Source organism: Deltaproteobacteria bacterium, assembly GCA_015233135.1.
Classification (GTDB): Bacteria; UBA10199; UBA10199; order JADFYH01; family JADFYH01; genus JADFYH01.
The window spans coordinates 16126-37368 of sequence record JADFYH010000029.1 but is presented as its reverse complement, the minus strand read 5'-3'; the positions used below and the strand labels follow the sequence as shown (position 1 = coordinate 37368).

Here is a 21243-nt window from a genome sequence, read left to right as displayed (position 1 = left end):
TCCGTCGCTATTTTTTAGAGGAAAAAGTGGGTCCCTATCCTTGCGAACCACCGGGTCCCTATCATGCGTACAGGTGGGGCCCTATCATGCGAACTCCAGGCTCCCTGTCATGCGCGCTGACAATCTCGTTGGGCATCATAAAAAAACAGATAGTTTTTTGTTGTTTGTAGAACAAGATTTTCTTTCCCATCCCGTATTTCATATACGCGGCTGAGATCGTAATCGATAATGTAGGCCACAAAAAGCCTATCGTGAAAAAACTGATGGGAATAGAAATTCTCAGCAACGAGTTTAAACCTCTCCTCTTCAAACACAAAGAGCTGATGGTTTTGCACGCTATAGAGCTTAGCTCCGCATAAGAAAATATCTCTCTCAGGACCCAAGCTGCTAGTCTTTAAATGTTCAATAGATTCTCCAGCCTGATTAATTTCTAAAGTTTTCCATTCTCCTCTTGTGTAACCCCTGAAAAAGGTCGATCCATTTTGGGTTTGTACTATACAATCTACTTTGACCCAATTCGGTAGCCTAAAAGTTTCTACTAATTGATCGTCTGCTATTTCATAGACAGTGACTTGATTCTCTCCATGATACACAATAAAACCACCTATTGTTGTTAGCCTCTCTGCATCTAGGCCTGCCAAATCAAGCTCCGTTACCTTCGCCCCTTCAAATTTTAATAATTTTGCTTTTTTCCCAGTGCAGATCAAATAGGCATTTTTCGAAGACACACTTAATGTAAAGCGACCTTCCGTAATGCGATAAATGCATTGTAAATCACCCTTTTTTGGGAAGTAGTAAATTTTAGCGGAACCATCCTGAGTGAGAGCATAAAAATACAAACCTGATTCATTCTCACTAAAATCATGACAGGAAGTAATTTCAAAATCAGTATGAGTGATTCCAAATTGATCTACCATGGCATAAATATCAGGTTTACCCGGCAATGAAACCAGATAGTAAGCTTGACTCCCCACCTGAAAAGATTTTTCAAAGTGATAATCTTCTAAAGCTCTCACTTGATTGGGAGAGAGACCAATCTCATCCCATACCTCCCAAGGGCATGTTTTTATAATGTCTGCCTGCTGTTTCATTTTTTGCGTCTCTATTGATCCAACCTCGCTCACCTCCTGCATCTGCGACACCGTCACTTCAAACCCCTTCTCCCCTGGTATCGCCGCCAGCACTCCCCAGAGTAATTCCTCCGGCACCTCCTCTCTAAATTTCTCATGCACCACCAAGAGCCCATTTTCAGAATCCCAGATAAAATCGGAATTAATATTTTCGTAGCAGACGACTCCCGCCTTGTTTTGACCGCTGTTGTCTTTCACGCGTATACTACGCCTTTGGGTTTGCGGAGACGGTTGGCGTAGAGTTCTACCCAGAGGGCGGGGTGGAGGAAGTGGGTCAGAGTGTCATCCGAGATCACCCTCTCTCGCCCTTCAGTCGGTCTCTCCCCTCGAGGGAGAGACGAAGAATCTGAGGCAAAGAGGATAAGGTCGGATTCATTATAGGTGCTGGAGCGAGAGTAGAATTTGAGTTTTGAATTTTCCAAAAAGAGCGCCTGCATTCTGGTGCGTAAAAGTTCAAGATAAGAAAGTTGAGGCGAGCGGGTATCCATCTCTATTGCCAAAGGGACCAGGGCATTCAGTAATTGGATATTGCAATGGGGGCTTTGGGTGAAATTTTTGATGAAGGCGTAGAGCTCAGGACTGGCGCCTACTCCGCGGCGGGGTTGATCCATCTTGGTGCTGAGGGGGAGTTGGAGGATGGTTTCAGTACCGAGTTCAGGCGTGGAGATCCCGATCTGCGCCGGGATGACAGGGGAAGTGAACTCTTCTACCACGACATCGCCCGCCATAATCACCACTTTGCCAGGGGTTCCTTGGGGATTTTGGAAGACGGTGTATGTTTGTCCCCTCACCCTCACCCTCTCCCCCAAGGGGAGAGGGGATTGCGAGCTCCCTCCCCCCTGGAGGGGGAGGGTTGGGGAGAGGGGGCCAAACACTAATTCCATGACGCAATTATTAATCTTCTCCCTATTATAAATCAGATCCAAACTCTTACGAAAATAGCGTAAATACTGCCTGATCTCCGTTTGAATCGCCTGTTCTTGTACTGCATTGGATTTGACACAGATCTGGGTTCCGTTTTTCTTTTTTGGCTTCAGCTTTTGAAGCGAAACATGATACTCGCCCTCTTTCAAGGTCAGTAAAAGCTCGTGGGTCTTCCCATCTTGTGTACTCGTCACCCGAACGTGATCCTCTTCTGTTCTGAGATATTGCAGCAAGGTGTAAAATCCTACCCCAAAGCGGCCAATAAAGGTGTTGAGTTTATTCTTGCTAAAACCGGGAATCAGCAACGAGGTACACATCTCATACAAGCTCATCCCCCGCCCTTCGTCTTCAATCTTCATCTCTCCGTCTTGTGCCTTGACGGTTACTTTTTTTGAGTCTGCATCAAAGCCATTACAGATGGCCTCTACCGCGCCACGATTGGCATCGTCCGTTTGAAAAATCTTTTTGAGAAGATCAATGCTCTCCAAGGGCAGTTGGCGACTTTCCAAATCGCAAAGCAGGCCCGTAAATCCTTCCTGGCTTAAAATATGTTCCATTCGATTTTGAAGATGAACTTCCCTGCCCGGAATGGCATCGGCACGGGTGGCGGTGATCATGGCGGCAACGAAGAGTTGGAGCTTTTGTCTGGGTAACCTTGTAGGCGGGTGAACGGGCGGATTGTTTGGGGTGATTTTACCTGTGCCTGAGCCTCCTCCGGCTCGGAGTCCTGTCTGAATATTCAGGGGATACTCAGCCCGCTCCGATTCCAATAGAGCCGCCCTCTCCTGATAGCGCTGCGTCGCTGCATCAATACGATGAGTAACATGTGAAGTGATATAATGATTACCCGCATCTCCAAGGCCTTCTCCAGCGGCATTGGCCAGCATCCCCCATCCCACATGACCCCAGGCCTCGCGTTCTACTCCCGCCACATATTTGACGAGACCCAGCTTGCCGCTGCAAAATTCCACGCCCACATCGACGCTAAACTTCAAGGCCGACCAAAGAAGACTGCCTTGTCCAAATCCATTTTGCTCCCCATGCTCAAAGGCCATCGCCGCCGCACTGCAGAGCAAGGCATCCATCACCGATTGCCCCAGCTCGGCCGCCCTTTCTCGTCGGCCTTGATGCTGATCAAACAGATACTCCTGAACCAAAACATTCATTCCACTCTGAAACAAGGCGTTGACGATTCCGCTGGCAAGTCCTGAAGCGGCCCCACCCAGACCCACTCGAGTGGAAAGATAATAAGCCAGACTCCCCGCCACATGAGAGCCCAAGCCAATGACAAAACCGATTCTCTCCTGATGATTGCGGGCAAAAATAAAAGTGCCTTGCCCCACCGTAGACAAAAGTTCCTCAAAGCCTTGGGCAGATTCCAGCTGGCTTTGCAGCTGATTCGCCAAAAGCTCCTGATGATTGGCTCTCAAACTTTGAAGCACCTGGCTCACAAAAGCCAGACGCTCCGATGCGGATTCGGTTAAATTTGTAAAAGGATGTAAAAGAAAGTTGGAAACCCTTTGCAGTGAACAAGATTCAGACTGAACAATTTGCAGGGCCTGCTGATAAGCCTGTTCGGGATGCTCTCGCAGCAATGCCTCCAAACGCCCGGGAGACACTGGGCTTCGGGAAATTCGGGCAAGGTGAAATGATAGGACCTGTCACCCGACTGCCAGCCTTGGGTGGTCGAATTGTTGGAGCTGTGGATAGCCATGGCTCTATTGGATAAAGCAAAATGTGAGCCAGGGAAAAAGCTAAGAGCTGCCGCCTATTTTACAAAAAAGTTTGGCAAAATGAGGTGTAGAATCCTGAAAAAATGAGATAACAAAATAAAGTGAGGGCTGCACACCCCGCAAAATCTTCAGGCCGCTTCATCGACTACTTTCAACCACTGTCGACTAGAAGTCGACAGATTCCACTTGGATTAGAAATCCCCTCCACTGATTCAATTTGATTCCACCAATATCACCCTCACCCTGCCCTCTCCCCTCGAAGGGAGAGGGGAAACACTGAGGCCTTATAAATGACTCTCCATTGCTTATTTAATCGAGAGGAGCGAATTTCTAAGGTTTTAATGCGCCTCTCCCCAATTTTTTCCAAGGCCCATCTCCACTTTTAAAGGCACTTGAAACTGCGCTACTTTGCTCATGGCCTCTTGCACCCATTTTTTCATCGTGTCTTTTTCTTCCTCTTTCACCTCAAACACCAATTCGTCGTGCACCTGAAGCAGCAAACGCGATTCCAATTTTTCTTTCTTTTTAATTTCTTCAAAACGAATCATCGCCAATTTGATGATGTCCGCCGCAGTGCCCTGAATGACTGCATTGAAGGCCATGCGCTCCGCCATGTTCCTGAGGTTTGGATTTTTGCTGTGTAAGTCGGGCAAGATACGCTGCCTTCCATAGAGGGTGCGCACCTTTCCTTTTTCGTAGGCCTCCTGCAAAAGGCTTTGCCTATAGCTTTGCACCCCTGGAAATTTTTCAAAATAGTTTTCAATGTACTCCTTTGCCTTCTGCGGAGGAATCCCCAATTGCTGCGAAAGTCCAAAGGGAGTCTGACCATACACGATGCCAAAATTGACGGTCTTCCCTACTCCTCGCATCAACGACGTTACCTCCCCAGGAGCCACTCCAAAAATGGAGGCCGCAGTCAGGCGATGAATGTCTTCATCCTTCTCAAAGGCCTGAATTAAAGCCGCGTCCGAGCAGAGATGTGCAAGGATACGCAACTCCACCTGGGAATAATCGGCAGACAAAAGTTCAAAGCCTTTTTCAGCAATAAAGGCCTGGCGTATTTTTTTGCCTTCTTCGGTTTTGATGGGAATATTTTGCAGGTTGGGATCGGAGCTGGAAAGACGCCCCGTCTCGGCAATCGTCTGATTAAACGAGGTATGCACGCGGTCCGTACCGGGCCGGGCCAAATTCAGCAAGGCATCCACATAGGTCGATTTCAATTTTGTAATCGATCGATAAAACAAAATTTCTTTGGGAACTTCGTGATACTTCGCTAGCTCGGTGAGCACCTCCACATCCGTCGAAAACCCGGTTTTGGTTTTTCGTTGCACGGGAAGTTTCAACTCTTCAAACAACAGCTGCCCCAACTGCTTGGGAGAATTGATATTGATCTCCCGACCTGCCAGCGCATAAATCTTTTTTTGACTGAGTTCCAATTTTTGTGAAAAATCTTTTTGTAGTTGCGATAAAAATTCCCTGTCGATTTTAATCCCCAACAATTCCATCCCGGAAAGAATAGGCAAAAGCGGAATCTCAATTTGATGAAATACCTCCTCCAGCTCCTGGGTCTTCAGTTCTTCTTCCAGAATTTTCTTCAGGCGAAAAGCCACATCGGCATCTTCGGCCGAATAAGCCAGGGCCTTCTCCAGACTCACTTCGGCAAAAGAGGGATTTTTTTTATTTTCGGTCACTTCCTTGAAGCTGATCATCTTGTGCCCCAGATAATGCTGGGACAGGCGATCCAGATTATGCGCCGCTGCAGGTTCAACCAGATAAGACGCCAGCAGAGTATCAAAGGCAAACCCTTGAATTTCAATGCCATACTTGCGCAACACCTGATCATCGTATTTAAAATTTTGGGCAATTTTCAATATTTTTGGATTTTCCAAAACCCCTTTTAAACGCCGCAAGGCCTCTTTCAGTGGAAGTTGACCGGGCATCAAATGAAGGGGCGGAGTCTCATTTTTTTCACCCCAAATCGGTACAGCAGCAGTCGTGGGAAAGGAGTGCCCCACCGGAAGATAATAGGCCTCTCCTTCTTTAAAACTGAGAGAGATCCCCACCAGACGGGCTTCCCAGGTATTGAGTGAAGTGGTTTCGGTATCCACCGCCAACCAGGAAGCCTGCTTCATTTTTTGGATCAAGGCATCCAAGGCTTCTAAAGATTGAATCAGCTGGTAATGAGAAGAAAGTTTTTCAGGTCTTTCAGAAACAGCGTTTGTTTCGCTTTCTGTTTCTATTTTTTTTATCAAACGCTGAAAACCCAGGTCTTGATAAATGGCATTCAACTTTTCTTGATCGGGAGCTCGTAATTTAAAATCATCCTCCTTCCATTCAAAACTCACTTTGGTATCGATCGTCGCGAGTTGCCTAGAAAGAAAGGCGAGCTCCTTATTGGCGATCAAAATTTCTTTTCGTTTCCCTTTCAACTGCTCGATATTTTCATACAGGCCTTCCAGATTTCCAAATTGCTCCATCAAGGCCATCGCGGTCTTTTCTCCTACTCCGGGAACCCCTGGGATATTATCGGAACTGTCTCCCGCCAGCCCAAGCACCTCAATCACTTGCGAAGGCTTCACCCCAAACTTTTCTTTTACCTCGGCTTCATCGCACCATTTATTTTTCATGGTGTCGAGCAGACGAATCCCCGGCTGCACCAGCTGCATCAAATCTTTATCTCCGGTGACGATGACGACTTCATAACCCAGGTCTCTGGCTTGATAGGCCAGTGTGCCGATAAGATCATCCGCCTCAAAACCAATTTTCTCCAAGGCAGGCACACCCATTTCTTGAACGATCTCTTTTAACAGGGGAATTTGTCTGGATAAATCTTCTGGTGTTTCAGCACGCTGGGCCTTGTATTCCTGGTAGGCTTGCTTCCGAAAGGTGGGCTCCGGTCGATCGTAAACAGAAACCAGATGGTCAATTTCGTGCTGACGCATCAGGCTGCTGAGCATCTGTACAAATCCATAAATCGCATTGGTGGGAAAGCCTTTGGCGTTCTTCAGGGAAGGCGTCGCGTAAAAGGCACGAAAGATATAAGAAGAGGCATCGAGTAGAAAAAGTTTTTTTGCTGTCATGCCTTGGGTTTAGCAGGACTGAAGGAACTGTCAACTTTCCCCTCTCCCCTGGAGCATAGGTATCTACACATCTCAGCAAACTATGGGTTTTATTGACTCTGCTGTTCCTCCCCTTAAGCTAAGGGGAGGTTAGGAGGGGTTATGGAAGATCTTGCTGAACTCAAAAATACTGTAATTTGCACGGTTTTCCATAACTCCCCCAACCCCCTCTTAGCTTAAGAGGGGGCAATACCAAAAGATGTGTAGATACCTATGCCCCTGGAGGGAGAGGGTCAGGGAGAGGGTCAGGGAGAGGGTCAGGGAGAGGGGGAAAGATCACGCATGGTAAACGGGCTGCAACACCTGCTTTTTCGAACGCAAGCCCTGCTCCAAAACCTGCAATTTATCAGGATCATACTTGCTTAAAAAATTACGGGCAGAAAAATACAATTCTTTCACTTGTTCCAGGCGTTCGGTGACTTCATCGGCGGATAATGGAGGCGCCTCGCTGAGTTCCTGCAGGCCCACATCATAGGCCAGGGAGGCATCCACCAATATTTTTTCCATCTCGGTCAGCATCATGTTCTGCTCATTCATCAGTAGTTTCATTTCAGGATATTTGGTGTCTAAGCTGGCCATAATTTTTCTCCTTCACTTAATATATAAAGCAAAGGACATACCATTAAAAAAAAGCGGGCCCTGTTAGATTTTGATACCTCTTTTTTAGAGTATTCTGCTCTAAAAAAGAGACCTGACCCCTCAACCAAAATAAAATTGGGGAGACAAAACCCCTATCCAAACAGGCCTCGAATCAACTCCCCCGGATCCTCTGCCTCCAAAATAGGCCGCCCCATTACCAGGTAATTCGCGCCCTCTTTCAACGCCTGTCTGGGGCTTGCCACACGTTTTTGATCGTGCAGATTCGCCCCTTCGGGACGAATGCCTGGGGTGAGTATTTTTTGCCTTTTTTCCACAATTTCTTTCACCCATTTTATTTCCTGGGGAGAACAAATAATTCCATTTACTTTTGCCTGTGCAGCAAGCGCCGTTAAACGCTGCACCTGCTGACGAATGGAATCCTTCACGCCGATGCTTTTTATTTCAGAACAAGAAGTAAGCACCGTCACTGCAAAGATTTGAGTTTTCTTTTGGGCCGCCTTTACCGCAGCCCTCATCATTTCTTCGCCGCCCAAGGCATGCACGCTTAGCAAATCGACCTGCAGCTTCAGCGCAGATTCCACCGCCTGGGCCACCGTGTTGGGAATATCGTGCAGCTTCAGATCTAGAAAAACCTTGAGTCCCTGCCCCTTGAGCCACTTGATAAAAGAAGGACCCTCTTGAATAAAAAGTCGTAGACCGACTTTGTAAAAGACTACTTCGGGTGAAAGCCTTTTCACCCAGGCCTTGGCGAGTTTTGCATTTTCAACATCAAGGGCGACTATGAGTGGGTTTAATTTCATAGGAATTTATATCTACCTCATCCGCCCTACGGGCACCTTCTCCTACACTAGGAGAAGGAATCGCTCAGTCCCCTCTCCTAGTGTAGGAGAGGGTTAGGGTGAGGTAGAACTTTACTTCACTAAACTTACCACCTTCTCCAACACCTTCTCCAAATCAATCTTCTCCATCTCCCCCGTCGCCCTATTCTTCAACTCCACCTTGCCCTCCGCCAAGCCTTTGGCACCCACCACCAGCCGGTAGGGCATACCCAGCAAATCCGCATCTTTAAACTTCACGCCAGCGCTTTCATCGCGGTCGTCGTAGAGCACCTCAATATTTTGACCTTGCAGATCGGCATACAATTTATCCGCCACCGTTTTGATGGCCTCATCTTTTACATTCAAGAGAATCAATTCCAGCGCAAAAGGGGCAATGGGCAAGGGCCAGACAATGCCGTTGTCATCGTGATTCTGTTCGATGGCGGCCGCAGCGGTGCGGCTGATGCCTATTCCGTAGCAACCCATCACCATGAGTTTTTCTTCGCCCTTTTCATCCAGATAAAGCGCCTTCATCGATTCCGAATATTTGGTGCCCAGATGAAACACCTGCCCCACTTCGATTCCCCGGTAGCTTTGCAGATCACTTTTTGTTTCGGGATCTTTTTTATCCGCAGGCACTTTATCGCTGGCATAGGCCACATCTCGGTCGGGAGAAACAAACACCTCATCTTCTCCGGAACTCGCCAGCACATGGAACTCGTGAGAGAGCGTTCCACCTATTTCTCCCGTCCCCGCCTCTACTGGCCTGAATTTCAAACCACAGCGCGTAAATATTTTTTTATAGACTTCAAACATCTTCCAATAAGTTTCCACCGAAGTCTTTTCATCCAGATCAAAACTGTAACAATCTTTCATGATAAATTCGCGGCCGCGCATCAACCCAAAACGAGGCCGCATTTCATCACGAAATTTGGTTTGAATTTGATAAAGATTTAAAGGCAATTGGCGGTAAGATTTTACATTCTGCCGCACCAGATCGGTAATGGCTTCTTCGTGCGTGGGACCAAAACAAAAGTCGCGTTCATGCCGGTCTTTGAAACGCAGCAACTCTTTTCCATACACGGGCCAGCGCCCCGTTTCTTCCCAAAGCTCGCGCGGCATCACAATGGGCAACAGCAGCTCCTGCGCCCCGGCCTTGTTCAGCTCATCACGCACAATGTTGGATATTTTGTTGAGCACCCGCAGGCCCAAAGGCAAATAGTTATAAACCCCTGCCGCCAGCTTGCGGATCATGCCCGCTCGCAGCATGAGTTTGTGACTAATCACCTCGGCTTCTGCCGGCACCTCTCTCAAGGTGGGGATAAAGGCTTGGGTAAATTTCATGGCTGCTTTGTTATAGAGAAAGTGATTCAAGATGCAAAGGGAAAATTGGATTTTTCCTTTTTATCCCTCCCCTTTAATCCATAGGTATCTACATAAGTCCTGTGATATTGATCTGGACTTACTTTGAAAGCTTCCTCCCCCCTGGAGGGGGAGGATTGAGGAGAGGGGGTATAATAGAAAAGTACCTTAAAATCCTTTATTTAAAAAAATGTACCTTTCTATTTATCCCCCTCTCCCTCTCCCTACCCTCTCCCTCCGGGGGAGAGGGTGGAGACATTGATCTACACTGTATCAAAGAGATGTGTAGATCCCTATGCCTTTAAGGCTGGGAGGGGTTGTCCAATCAACCTGCCCTCTTTAAAAACTTTTCCAACTCTTTAGTAGCAGGTAAGAGATAAAAGAATTTCTCGGGATACAAATAATCTTCACCCGACTCATCAATGACTCTCAGCAAACCTTTTTTTTCGGCTATTGCATCTGACTTTACTGAATAGATTTTCTTTTTTTCAAGAGAAGCGGAATATCCCTTATTTTGAATGCAAACTGCATAAGCCATAAATACCTCGGAATTATTTTAATATTTTCTTAATTCTAAATTCTCTTTTACCTATTCCATGAGCCTCATACCAATGAATTTCAGCTTTTACAATATCACCTGAATCTAACTTGATTTTAGCAAAGCCTTTTAACTTTCTCCAATAAGCAATTCCATAGTTTTTTTGGAGTCTCTTCAACTCTTTTATTCCTCTTCCAGATGCTATTACTTCAGTTTTGCTTATAGGTTCTAAAATTTTGAAGTTCATCACTCAAATCCCCCTACACCGCCCTACTCCGCGATTGCGTCAGCCCCGCATTGATTTGCGCCACCGCACCAATATTGGCCGCCTGCATCTGGGCCATAGCGCCGATGGCGGCGGCAATTAATTGGCCTAGCAGTTGAAGCATGGCTTGCAGCATTGCAGTTTGTTGTCGCATACGTTCTTGCGCCATTGCAGAACGTTCATGTATTCTTGCGGTAGCAATCTGTGCCCTGGCACTAGTTCTCGAACTCTCTCGAGTGGCCCTGGCTTGTATATTCGCTGCATCTATTGTAGCCCTTGCTTGTCTGTCTGATGTATAACGTGCCTGTGCCATGGCCGAACGTTCTCTCCGTGCCTCACGTCTATCTTCACCTGCTTCATGAGCACGACTATCCGCACTCTCCGTCCCTCGACCATGTCCAGCCCCAGCAGCAGCTCCGTGTCCAGCATTTCGACCTCCATGTCCGGTAGAACCTGCGCCACCCGTTCCTCCAGTTGTTTCTCCCTCACCTTCTGCAGAGGCACCATGAGCCTCGCGAATGCGTTGTACTTCGTCGTGTAATTCACCCGAGCTAGGCAGGGTCTGGTTTTGAGCGACGGCTGTGTGAATATCCCTCGCATAATTCGTGTTTTCTATTGGTGAAGTTTCTGCATTTTGTAGACGCAGATGATCTTCTGCCAAATTGCCCAGGTTGACCAAGCCTCCGTGTTCGTCACCAAAAAGATGGCGGCTAATCATGTAACGGGCGGCATCGTCTGGGCTTAAGTGCATTCGGGTAATCAGCTGGTCTTCCACGCCCTGACGCCAATCGGCAATGGTTTCTTGAGTGAGGGTTTCTACACTGAGGTGACGAGGGTTGTCTTCATCGACCACACGATGGAACAAATTACTGGCGATATCGGTGTTCAAATTTTGCGCCACATGGCCTTCCATGTCTCGCGTTAATCCCAAATGCATCTCGATGGCTCGGGCTTGGCGAGCGTCCAGACCTTGATGCAAGAGATGCTGATGAACTCCCTCCACATAAGTTTGATTCATGGCAGGCCCAACTACCACACGGGTTGCAGGGCTCATGTCACGATGAGCAATGGCATCCAGCCGCTGCCCCACTTGGGTGAGATTTGCCACCGCATGACCATTCTGCCCAGTGCCACCTGCTTCATTCTCCAAACCAAGCTCTCTATCTAAACCCGAATCCCCTGTAGCCATGATTGCGGCATCGGGATCGCTTTCGCTGGCAGAGTGAGAGCTGGTACTAGCCGCTGGACGATGGGCGCCTCGATCTGCTGTGGTAGCACCTGTTGAAGCAGGTCTGACTATAGCCGGCGGAACTTCATCAGCGACTTTAGTCCCGATACCCCTTGCACCCGTAGCGGCCCCTGCCTCAGCCGGTGCAGCCCCCCCTAAATCGCTTTGAATTGCTGTAATTTCAGTTTGAATGCCCTGCAACTCGGCATCAGGTCTCACTTCGTGCAGTTGAGTACTAGGTGGAATGGGAGCATTTGGAGCAAGATGCAAACCAAACAAGGTGTTGGCTATTTCCTGAGGCGTATGGTTCGCAGTAGGGTTCCCATATTCATCAATCAAACCCTCCCCCCGCAAAACTTGTAGGCCCACCAAATCGCGAGACGCCCCCGGATACCGACCTAAAAACTCATTCATCACCTGTCGACGCTCGGTGTCGAGTCGGACGGACTCGGCGGTGAGGCGGGGGGTTGTGGTGGATGCAGTGGGTGTTGTTGAAGCGGGAGTAGCAGGCATCCTAGTACCCCCAGATAATGCTGTAAACGCCGGCGGTGGAGGGGGGGGATTTGCGGCTACAAAAGAACCCGCTGGTGTAGAAGGGGGCACATTGTATTCAATTTTTTGCCAACTAGCTGCAGATCCTATTTGAAAATATTCTGTCACATGAGCTGTATTATTATTATTAGCAATTGTTCTCCCTCTAAATACCCAAGTTCCGGTCGGTACTGCATGATGCGCAGGTATTCTAAGAATTGTGCCGGTGGAAGTGAACCTTAAATTAAAAGCAGTACCACAATTGGTATTTATAGGAGCAGTTACTGTATAAACCATGGCCCCTACTGGAGTTGGCGCACCAGCTGTCGCTGCCGCCGCTTGCTCCTGCGCCGCTCTTGCTGCCACTTGGTCTTGCCTCAGCTCTTGAGCAAAGGCCATTTGATCCCTTTCCGTCATTCCTGGATTAGCACGGCTATTTGCCCAGTCACTGAGTCCCTGCGCTGCATGATCTCCACTGGGCCATGCGGGGGGTAAGGGGGGAGCCGCCCTCAATATTCCACAGGCAATTCCATGCTGTTGAGTCAGTTCCGTGGAAATTCCTGCGGCCTGATGCGTTTGCAAAAAACGCAGGGCGGTTTGTAGCTGCAGGTAGCGTTCAAAATGCCGGTGGGCTGGCCCATCTGTCGTCCCTTCTGCAGCCAACTCTCTCAATATTCGCGCCCCTTCATCCACGGGCGGCGGTGTACTCGGGGCAGCAGTCCGTGCAGCATGTCCAGCATGGCCATGATGTCCACGCGCAGGCGCAGTTGCAGGCGTGGCTGCCGTAGACGTGGGTGCCTCTGGATGAAGAATCGTATAAAGATCGGCCTGCTCTGTAGTGATAACACCTCGGGAAGCCAGAGAGGCGGCATCCCCGCCCCCCTGACCAATACGAGTAAATATATCCGCAGGAATAATAGAAGCATCAGGCCGCGCCCGGATTTCATCTGGAGTGCCGCTGAGAGGGGCCCTGGGATTATTCCCCACAATCCACATTCGCGAACCGTCGGGCAGGGCGTACACATCGCTATTTCCCCGCGCATTATACCTCCCCACAAAAACAGCCTCCGCGGGTACTGAGGCAGGATGCGCTATTCCAGGCTGTTGAGTAGAAGCTTGTACCCCGCCAGCCTCAGCCAACAATCTCGAATACTCCTCGTTTCCCGACGCATTCACGTAAGTCATTAAGCGTTCATATTCTTGTCGTGGGCTAGTAGAAACTCGCTGAGTGACAAAGTCTCGTAAAGGGGCTGCGGCCGGTCCATCCCTTTCAAACTCCTGGGCCTGTCTTTGCAATTCACCGGGATGATCAAAAGGATGAGCATTTGCAGAAGTTTCTTCCAAGTGGCGTAAATAGGCCACGGCAATTTGACGAGGGCTAGCTCTGTTTACCCCATCGGGGTGATCTCGAGCAATTGCTGCGGCCGCCTGGGTTACAAAATTCTGGCGAGCTTCTCGTTGGGTATCTGCATAGGCTGGGGCAGAATTGACGTTTCCATTAATTCCCAAATTTTGCACGGCAGCAAAAGAACGCAGACAAGCAGAAGTGCTAGAATCTCGCACCTGGTTAGATGCGGGATGTAGGTATCCTTGTTGCAGCATCTGCGGAGGCTCATCTGTATCTCGGGGTAAAGCGGGTACGTGTAAAGCCTCCGCCATCAAATGGCGAGCCACAGCATGGGCATCGGGTTCAGAGATAAAAGTGCCATTCACACCGTGCCGTATTCCGTCAGAGAGATGATCTTCCCAATACTGCAGCAAACGCTGTTGCACACCCCCCAAATTAGGTTGATGGCCATAATGCTCACTCCCATTCAACACCTCAGTCACTTCAGCGGGTGGAGCATCCCCTAAGATATCTGTGAACATTTCCTGAAAGGGCAGCGCTGCCTGATAGTTCCCCGCTAATCGAGCTCTGGCATCACTTAAAGCCCGTGCTATTTGAGAGTTAGTGGGCCCTGTGCCAGTAGTTCGTAGATTAGCATCGGCTGCTTGAGGCGCTGGGCTTGCTGGCAACTGAATTTGAGGAAGCTGGTTTCTGAGCTCAGTTCTAAAGGCCGTAGCTACCGCATTGGGGTGTTCTTGCCCCAGATAATTTGCACGTTGCAAAATAAAATTGAGTCGGTCACTCGCATGTACACCTGCTTCATGTCCCGAAACCCAAAGCCTGGCGCGAGCCAAATCATTTTCGTTTACTGCGGAATTGGAAGCCGTCGAAACACTCTCTGCAATCCGCTGCGCCAAGGCTTCTCGGGCTTGGGGAAGCAGGGCATTCGTCAAGGCTTCACGGCTGGGATAACTCTCTAAAAAACGCAATGACTGCTGCATTTGCGCAGGAGTCGCATGCCAACCATCAGTAAATCCACTGGTGTCAGTGTGACCATAAGGCAGGGGGAGTGACTCGCTCAGAGACATTGCATCGTCTCGTGAAAAGCTTAGAGGCGATCTTTGTAAAACATCACGAACTGAGCGACGAAAGAAACTTACTTGAATTGAAGAATCGATCTCCCTCAGGGAAGAATTGGGATTGATGACTCCTGGTCTATCAATCCATCCTGCCTCTCTAAGAAGTGCAACATTCCTCCCATCCAACTCCGACGTCCTCTCTTCTATACCGATAAGCACTAAAAGACGCTCCGCCCTTTGAGTGGTCGCAATCAGGTGATCCACTTCGTCAGAGGTGTAATGCCCACCACTGGCAGTCGATTGTCCAATGTGATGATCTTGAGGCAAAGCGGCCAAGGCATGAGTATAGTTATCTGAAGGGTTTCCATAAAGATTTCCCAAGGCAATTTCCACCCTCGCCCGCAAGCTTTGACCACACACATCCCGCAAGTTGTCTGCATTGAGATTAGTGTTTGCATTAATACCCCCTAAATAACTACTAACCAAACTACGCCTATCTGCCACATTACGCGGCAGTGAATCCATAATTTGATTCACTGATTGATCGATCTCCGCGTTGTTCCTTACTCTCCCATCACTGGATCTGGCTACCACAGTTCGTAACCTTGTCCTTAAACTGTCTTCTTGGCGACGATCTTCCCGAGCCTGAACCACTGCTTGCTGTGCCAGGGCAGGATTGAAATCGGAGGCAGGCAAACCATCATTACCGGCCAAATGATTTTCTACGGCAAATTGTTGAAATTGAACATCGGTCATCAAGGGCGGAGTACCACCGGTCAGTTGCTGCCGCACTTCTACCAGAAGACGGGTTTGTTGTGCGCGCTGAACCAGTTGATCCGCCGGCACGGCCGCAGACATTCGCTGAGCTTGATCTTCAGGCATTCCAAAATCATGAACATAACGTTGCTGCAAATTCGTCCTTAAATTTCGGTCTAGTTGGGTATTGAGCGATTGGGGAGTAGGAGGCGGAGTTTGCGTCATTCGTTGGAGTTCATTACTGATCCAATTTTCACGTGTAGTTCCAGTAGGAGGATTATCGATATACGCCAAGGCCCTGGCTTGACCTTGAGCTCCCCCTCCAAAAACCCGAGAGAGCCGACTAAATAAATCCTGCTCTTGCACGGTAGGAGCAGCTCTTTGTGTGCCATTGGCCTCGGTCATGGGCTCGGGGGCGGAGGCGGTTTCGCGGGCATGGTCGAGTTGCATGAGTTGGCGGAGTTGGGCGTCACTAGATACCCCCTCTAAAACTTGCCCACCTTTTGGAGCACCCTCAGCCGAGACAGTGCCAGACCTATGCTGGTCGTCAGCCTCTTGCACACGAGCAAAGTGCCCATTCCCATCTTGATAATAATTGAATTGAGTAGAAGTATCGCCTGTAAGAATCCTCGTCCAATTGGTCATAGTGGCTCCAGTTTAGAAAATGCTACCTTAGCGCTTACCTATAAACCTCGCGTCTATGCGCTACTTTGATGACTATCACCCTCAACACGTGATCAAAAATTTCATACATCACTCGATAATCTCCAACCCGAATACGATAAACATTTTCCTCACCCTTCATTTTCTTCACGGCGTGTGGTCGTGGGTTCTCAGACAATTTTAAAATTTCTTTTTCAATTTCCAAGCGATCACTTTTTTGTATTTTTTCAAGCTGCTTTCGAACAACTCTGGAAATTTCGATTCTATAACTCATCTGCATCACCCAACTCTTTTATAACCTGCTCAAAGGGAATCAATTCGAGATCAGGATCTTCCCGAAATTGGCGCAATGTTTCCAAATCTAGTCTATCTTCCAAGGCCTCTATTTCTTCTTCATCCATGGGCGACATAATCACGGCCAGTTTTTCATCCCCATCTTTTACAGTTACCCAATCGCCCTGTTTCACTTGCTGTATGGCTTTTTTAAGTTCATTGATGTTTTGGTGGATGTCGATTTCTATCATAATGAAAATACTCCTTTCCCAGAGTATATATCGGTAAATACGGGAGTTAAAGTTGCTAAAGTTTCAACGATTTATTTTATCGGAATTTAATAAAGTAGGCTAAATAAAAATGATTAAGCAAAATTATAGATTTTCGTGCTCTCCCCACCCTTTTTGCCCTTGAAAAAACCCAAACGTTCAGGTTAGACCCACTCACCATCTTTTTAGCGGGAGTAGCTCAGTTGGTAGAGCATCAGCTTCCCAAGCTGAGGGTCGCGGGTTCGAGACCCGTCTCCCGCTTTTTTAATTATCAAGCACTTAAGATAATTTATCAATTATTTGATTGAATATTTTACTGGGGATTACTCGGGTTCGAATATACGGTAGCGGGAAGTATGAGGGCTAAAATCGTCCCGTAGACAATACTGATTAAACACACAGCGGCACCGTGACCCACTTCTTCCATGTTGTCCAAGTGTTGCAAGATTTGTATAAACCCGAGAACCGCCACTAAAATAGTTGAGGAGACAATGATCCCCTTTATTCTCTGGGCATAAAGCTCCAGTTCCTTGTTCGAAATAGGTACAATTTGAATGCCCACGAGAGAATTAAGCACCCCTGCCACAGTTGTTTGAGCGCCCACACTGAAAATGGATCCGCAAATGGTGATTCCCAGGATGAATGCGAGGGTAAGCGGTTGGAGCAACTGAATTAAATGGCCCCCTTCCAAAAGAACAAACATCGACACTAAAACGCCCAGCAAAAAAATCCCAAAAACTTTGCTCACGGTTTTTTTATTAGACATATTCCCCTCCCTTTCAAATCGGTATAGGCAAATGAATGCCGAATTACTGTTATTGAATAAGCTCAAGCGGATGCTCTTCGTATTTTATATTGCCAGCCTTGAAACAAAAAGACTAAAACTATTTTTTTTAAATTTACCCCTTTTATGTCTATTTTACTTTCCGTACAAAATCTTAAAAAAACATTTGGCGCAAAACCTTTATTCGAAGGTCTGAACTTCAGCATCGAAAGCGGCGAACGCATTGGCTTAATTGGCCCCAACGGTGCTGGAAAAACCTCGCTGCTTCGAATTTTAGCGGGGCAGAGTAGCCCGGATACAGGTGAGCTGTCTGTACAACGTGGTTTGCGCATTGGTTTTTTGGAACAAGTTCCACAATTTAATCCAGGCACTACCATCGAATCCTGTCTTCTGGAAGCCCGCAGCCACGGTGAAGATTGGGAATTTTTAGGGCGCGCTCAGGAATACCTTTCGAAATTAGGCTTGGAAGATCATCAAAAATTATCTGAAGAGACCCCCATCGCCAATCTTTCTGGAGGATGGAAAAAACGCATTGCGCTCATTCGCGAGCTGCTGCGAGAGCCTGATTTGCTGTTATTGGATGAACCCACCAATCATCTGGATATCGAAAGTATTTTGTGGCTGGAGGATCTGCTCTCTCACTCCAACTTTGCGACACTCACCATCACGCATGACCGCTATTTTTTGCAGCGGGTGAGCGACAGAATTTTGGAATTGGATCGGCAAAATCCCGGTGGTATCTTGAGTGTCAAAGGAAACTATGCCGATTATTTGGAACTCAAAGAACAAATTTTAGCCAATCAACAAAAGCAAGAAACGGTGCTGCGCAACACGCTTAGACGCGAAACCGAATGGCTACGCCAAGGCGCCAAGGCGCGTACCACCAAACAACAGGGGCGCATCAAGCGTGCGGAGGTTTTAAAAAATACCGTCGAAGAAATTTCGGCACGCAATCAAACTTTTACGACACAAATTGATTTTCAATCCAGCGAACGGCATCCCAAAAAATTACTCGAAGCGAAAAACATCTCCAAAACTTTTGGAAATCATGTCTTGTTTAAAAATCTGGATCTGCTTTTAAGCCCCAAAACTCGCCTGGGACTCATAGGTCCCAATGGCTGCGGAAAATCCAGCCTGCTGCGGGTTTTATGTGGGGAAGAGGTTCCAGACAGCGGAGAAATATTTCATTCCGAACACCTGGAGATTGCCTACTTTGAACAAAATCGCGAAAGTCTGGATCCTGAAACCACTTTGCTGCGAACCCTTTGCCCGAGTGGAGATCAAGTGGAATACCGCGGAAACTCCGTGCATATTCGAGGTTATCTCGATCGCTTTCTCTTTCGACCGGAACAAATGGAAATGAAGGTGGGCAAGCTTTCCGGCGGAGAACAAAGCCGCGTACTCATTGCCCGCCTGATGTTGCGCCAAGCCAATTTGCTGATTTTGGATGAACCCACCAACGATTTGGATTTGCAGACTTTGAATATTTTGCAAGATTGCCTGCTCGATTTTCCGGGTGCCATTTTACTCGTCACCCACGATCGCTATTTTTTAAGCCAGGTGGCCAATAAACTGCTGGCGTTTAATCCCAGAAAAAACGGAGAGAACATCTTCTTTGCCTCGCTGGATCAATGGGAAGACTGGTATGAGGAAGAAAAAAAATCCTTGATGCAGGAAAAACGAGACGAAAAGAAAAATATTTCCAAGCCCGAAAAATCGGGTTCTAAAAAAGGAAAGCTGACTTTCAAAGAACAATTGGAGCTTGATGGTATAGAGGTCAAAATTCAGGGCTTGGAAGCAGAGCTTGAAAAAGTGAATCGCGATCTGGAAAATCCGGAGAATGTTACAAACTCCAGCAAACTTTTAGAGCTTAGTCAGAATATATCGAAAACGCAGGAAGCAATGGATGATTTCTATGCCCGCTGGGCGGAATTGGAGAAAAAAAGAGGTTAGAATTTTTCTCCCTGTCATTGCAAACTAACCAAAAAACACCTCCGCCACTTTTTGAAGCTCCGCATCCACTTGCTTCACTTTACCAGCCGATTTTTGAATGGGTAGGGTTTGGATTTCATTTCCGGAGAGCACCACCAATTTTCCAAAATCTTTTTTTCTCGCCAGCTCCACCGCCTTCACACCCAGGCGCGTGGCCAAGATGCGGTCGAACGCGGTGGGGGTGCCACCCCGTTGCACATGACCCAAAACCGTGACTCTTACTTCGGAGTTACTTCTCCGTCTCAACTCAGTCGCCAAGGCCTCTCCAATGCCTCCCAGTTTAATATCTCCGTATTCGTCTCGAGTGGAAGGCGTCTCTAAAATCTTTTTCCCTTCCAGCTCTATTTTTGCATCTTCAGAAACCACAAAAATACTGAATTTCCGCCCACGCTTTGCACGAGCCTTCACAATGTCGCACAACCTAATAATGGGAAAAACTTTTTCGGGAATCAAGATGGCGTCCGCACCTCCCGCAATCCCTGAGTAGAGGGCAATCCAACCTGCATGTCGACCCATCACTTCGACAATCATCACCCGCTGATGAGACTCTGCTGTGGTGTGCAAACGGTCAATGGCTTCGGTAGCAATTTGCACCGCCGTATCAAAACCGATACTGTAATCCGTCCCCCAGGTGTCGTTGTCGATAGTTTTGGGGATACAAATCACCGGCATTCCACGACGATAAAACTCCGCCGCAATCTGCAAGGTGCCTTCACCGCCAATACTCAGCAGCGCATCGAACTTCTGCTCACGAAAATATTTTTCTGCCGCTTGAATACTTTTTTCAGATTTTAAAGGATTGATGCGCGCCGTACCGAGGATAGTGCCACCCAAAGTCAGAAGCCCTGAGATTTTTTTATGGCTCAAAAGAATGGATTTTCTCTTTGCCAAACCCGCCCAGCCCTCCAAGATGCCATGCACCTCATCTCCCTCGGCCCAGGCAGATTTTGCAATGGCGCGAATGGCCGCATTTAAACCAGGGCAATCGCCCCCTCCGGTGAGAACGGCTATTTTCATAGTCTTGGGATTAGAAAGGAACTTTGTAAAAATGACAAGTATTGAGCTTGTTTTTTTGAAAAAAAATGACTACTCAGATTCAAACAGTGTCTGGCAACATCAAAAAAAGGCAATTTATGAAATTCACACGAATTACCAGTAATCCAAACCAAATGGGAGGAGTCCCTTGCATACGTAAACTGCGTATTCCTGTGGCAACTGTTGTCGGAATGTTTGCAGAGGGAATGAGTAACGAAGAAATTCTTAAATATTATCCAGATCTCACTCAAGAAGATATTTTGGAATCTCTTAAATTTGCCGCAGAAGCCCTTCAGGAAAGAGAAATACCTCTTCATCACTAGGTTTTTAATCGCATGAAATTTTTAATTGATAATTGTCTTTCGCCCTATTTGGCAGAGGCTTTAAGTAATTTAGAACATGATGCAGTTCATGTTAGGGAATATAATCTACATCAAGCAGAAGATTTAGTAATTCTTCAACGAGCTATCCTGGAAGAAAGAATTATTATCTCCGCCGATACTGATTTCTCAACAATCCTGGCATTAAATATTCTCGAAAAACCTTCTCTTATTTTATTTAAGAAAAACTCTCCACGTCATCCCAAAGAACAAATTAAACTTCTTTCAAATTACTTAGAAAAATTCTCAAACGAATTGAAAGAAGGTTCAATTGTCATCTTCGAAGAAGAGCGTATTCGTATCAGAAAATTGCCTATTCTTCATTAACTCAGGAGTTCATTTTGAAAAGCCGATCTGAAAGAGTAAAACAACTTTTAAGCAGTTTGCAAACCCGCATCCTTGTGCTGGACGGTGCCATGGGCACCATGTTGCAATCC

16 protein-coding genes and 1 tRNA gene are annotated in these 21243 nt (G+C 47.4%); 4 read left to right on the top strand and 13 right to left on the bottom strand.

Going from position 1 to position 21243, the window contains the following annotated elements:
* Positions 1 to 107: 107 nt before the first annotated feature.
* From HQM15_09560 to HQM15_09510, 11 genes are all read right to left on the bottom strand, one after another.
* Positions 108 to 1328 (bottom strand): hypothetical protein, encoded by a 1221-nt coding sequence (locus HQM15_09560; protein MBF0493013.1) that lies wholly within the window; start codon positions 1326 to 1328, stop codon positions 108 to 110.
* On the bottom strand, positions 1325 to 3673 hold the full coding sequence (locus tag HQM15_09555; protein MBF0493012.1) for an ATP-binding protein: 2349 nt from the start codon (positions 3671 to 3673) through the stop codon (positions 1325 to 1327). The genes HQM15_09560 and HQM15_09555 overlap by 4 nt, the downstream gene beginning before the upstream one ends.
* A 452-nt stretch (positions 3674 to 4125) precedes the next feature.
* Positions 4126 to 6867 carry a DNA polymerase I gene (polA, locus tag HQM15_09550; protein ID MBF0493011.1) on the bottom strand — a complete coding sequence of 914 codons (2742 nt, stop codon included), beginning with the start codon at positions 6865 to 6867 and terminating at the stop codon, positions 4126 to 4128.
* Between the two features lie 315 nt (positions 6868 to 7182).
* Positions 7183 to 7485 (bottom strand): hypothetical protein, encoded by a 303-nt coding sequence (locus tag HQM15_09545; protein MBF0493010.1) that lies wholly within the window; start codon positions 7483 to 7485, stop codon positions 7183 to 7185.
* Between the two features lie 152 nt (positions 7486 to 7637).
* Complete coding sequence (pyrF, locus tag HQM15_09540) at positions 7638 to 8306, bottom strand: orotidine-5'-phosphate decarboxylase (protein MBF0493009.1); 669 nt, start codon at positions 8304 to 8306, stop codon at positions 7638 to 7640.
* A 111-nt stretch (positions 8307 to 8417) separates the two neighbouring features.
* Positions 8418 to 9668, bottom strand: coding sequence for a proline--tRNA ligase (gene proS / locus HQM15_09535; GenBank protein ID MBF0493008.1), 1251 nt, complete (start codon positions 9666 to 9668; stop codon positions 8418 to 8420).
* 343 nt (positions 9669 to 10011) lie between these two features.
* Positions 10012 to 10224 carry a hypothetical protein gene (locus HQM15_09530; protein MBF0493007.1) on the bottom strand — a complete coding sequence of 71 codons (213 nt, stop codon included), beginning with the start codon at positions 10222 to 10224 and terminating at the stop codon, positions 10012 to 10014.
* A 13-nt stretch (positions 10225 to 10237) separates the two neighbouring features.
* Positions 10238 to 10471, bottom strand: a complete 234-nt coding sequence (locus HQM15_09525) for a hypothetical protein (protein ID MBF0493006.1) — start codon at positions 10469 to 10471, stop codon at positions 10238 to 10240.
* A gap of 13 nt (positions 10472 to 10484) precedes the next feature.
* Positions 10485 to 16055, bottom strand: a complete 5571-nt coding sequence (locus HQM15_09520) for a hypothetical protein (protein ID MBF0493005.1) — start codon at positions 16053 to 16055, stop codon at positions 10485 to 10487.
* Positions 16056 to 16089: 34 nt separating this feature from the next.
* Positions 16090 to 16347, bottom strand: a complete 258-nt coding sequence (locus HQM15_09515) for a type II toxin-antitoxin system RelE/ParE family toxin (protein MBF0493004.1) — start codon at positions 16345 to 16347, stop codon at positions 16090 to 16092.
* Positions 16337 to 16597, bottom strand: a complete 261-nt coding sequence (locus tag HQM15_09510) for a hypothetical protein (protein MBF0493003.1) — start codon at positions 16595 to 16597, stop codon at positions 16337 to 16339. The genes HQM15_09515 and HQM15_09510 overlap by 11 nt, the downstream gene beginning before the upstream one ends.
* A 206-nt stretch (positions 16598 to 16803) precedes the next feature.
* On the opposite strand from HQM15_09510, the gene HQM15_09505 reads away from it, so the two are divergent.
* Positions 16804 to 16876, top strand: a tRNA-Gly gene (locus tag HQM15_09505).
* Between the two features lie 52 nt (positions 16877 to 16928).
* Here the strand turns inward: HQM15_09505 and HQM15_09500 are convergent.
* Positions 16929 to 17381 carry a hypothetical protein gene (locus HQM15_09500; GenBank protein ID MBF0493002.1) on the bottom strand — a complete coding sequence of 151 codons (453 nt, stop codon included), beginning with the start codon at positions 17379 to 17381 and terminating at the stop codon, positions 16929 to 16931.
* A 144-nt stretch (positions 17382 to 17525) separates the two neighbouring features.
* On the opposite strand from HQM15_09500, the gene HQM15_09495 reads away from it, so the two are divergent.
* A complete protein-coding gene (locus tag HQM15_09495; GenBank protein ID MBF0493001.1) occupies positions 17526 to 19352 on the top strand; it encodes an ABC-F family ATP-binding cassette domain-containing protein in 1827 nt (608 codons plus the stop codon).
* Positions 19353 to 19376: 24 nt separating this feature from the next.
* On the opposite strand, the gene HQM15_09490 is transcribed toward HQM15_09495, so the two are convergent.
* Positions 19377 to 20408, bottom strand: a complete 1032-nt coding sequence (locus tag HQM15_09490) for a 6-phosphofructokinase (protein MBF0493000.1) — start codon at positions 20406 to 20408, stop codon at positions 19377 to 19379.
* A 116-nt stretch (positions 20409 to 20524) separates the two neighbouring features.
* On the opposite strand from HQM15_09490, the gene HQM15_09485 reads away from it, so the two are divergent.
* Complete coding sequence (locus HQM15_09485) at positions 20525 to 20749, top strand: DUF433 domain-containing protein (protein ID MBF0492999.1); 225 nt, start codon at positions 20525 to 20527, stop codon at positions 20747 to 20749.
* A 12-nt stretch (positions 20750 to 20761) separates the two neighbouring features.
* Positions 20762 to 21133 carry a DUF5615 family PIN-like protein gene (locus tag HQM15_09480; GenBank protein ID MBF0492998.1) on the top strand — a complete coding sequence of 124 codons (372 nt, stop codon included), beginning with the start codon at positions 20762 to 20764 and terminating at the stop codon, positions 21131 to 21133.
* Positions 21134 to 21243: the final 110 nt, after the last annotated feature.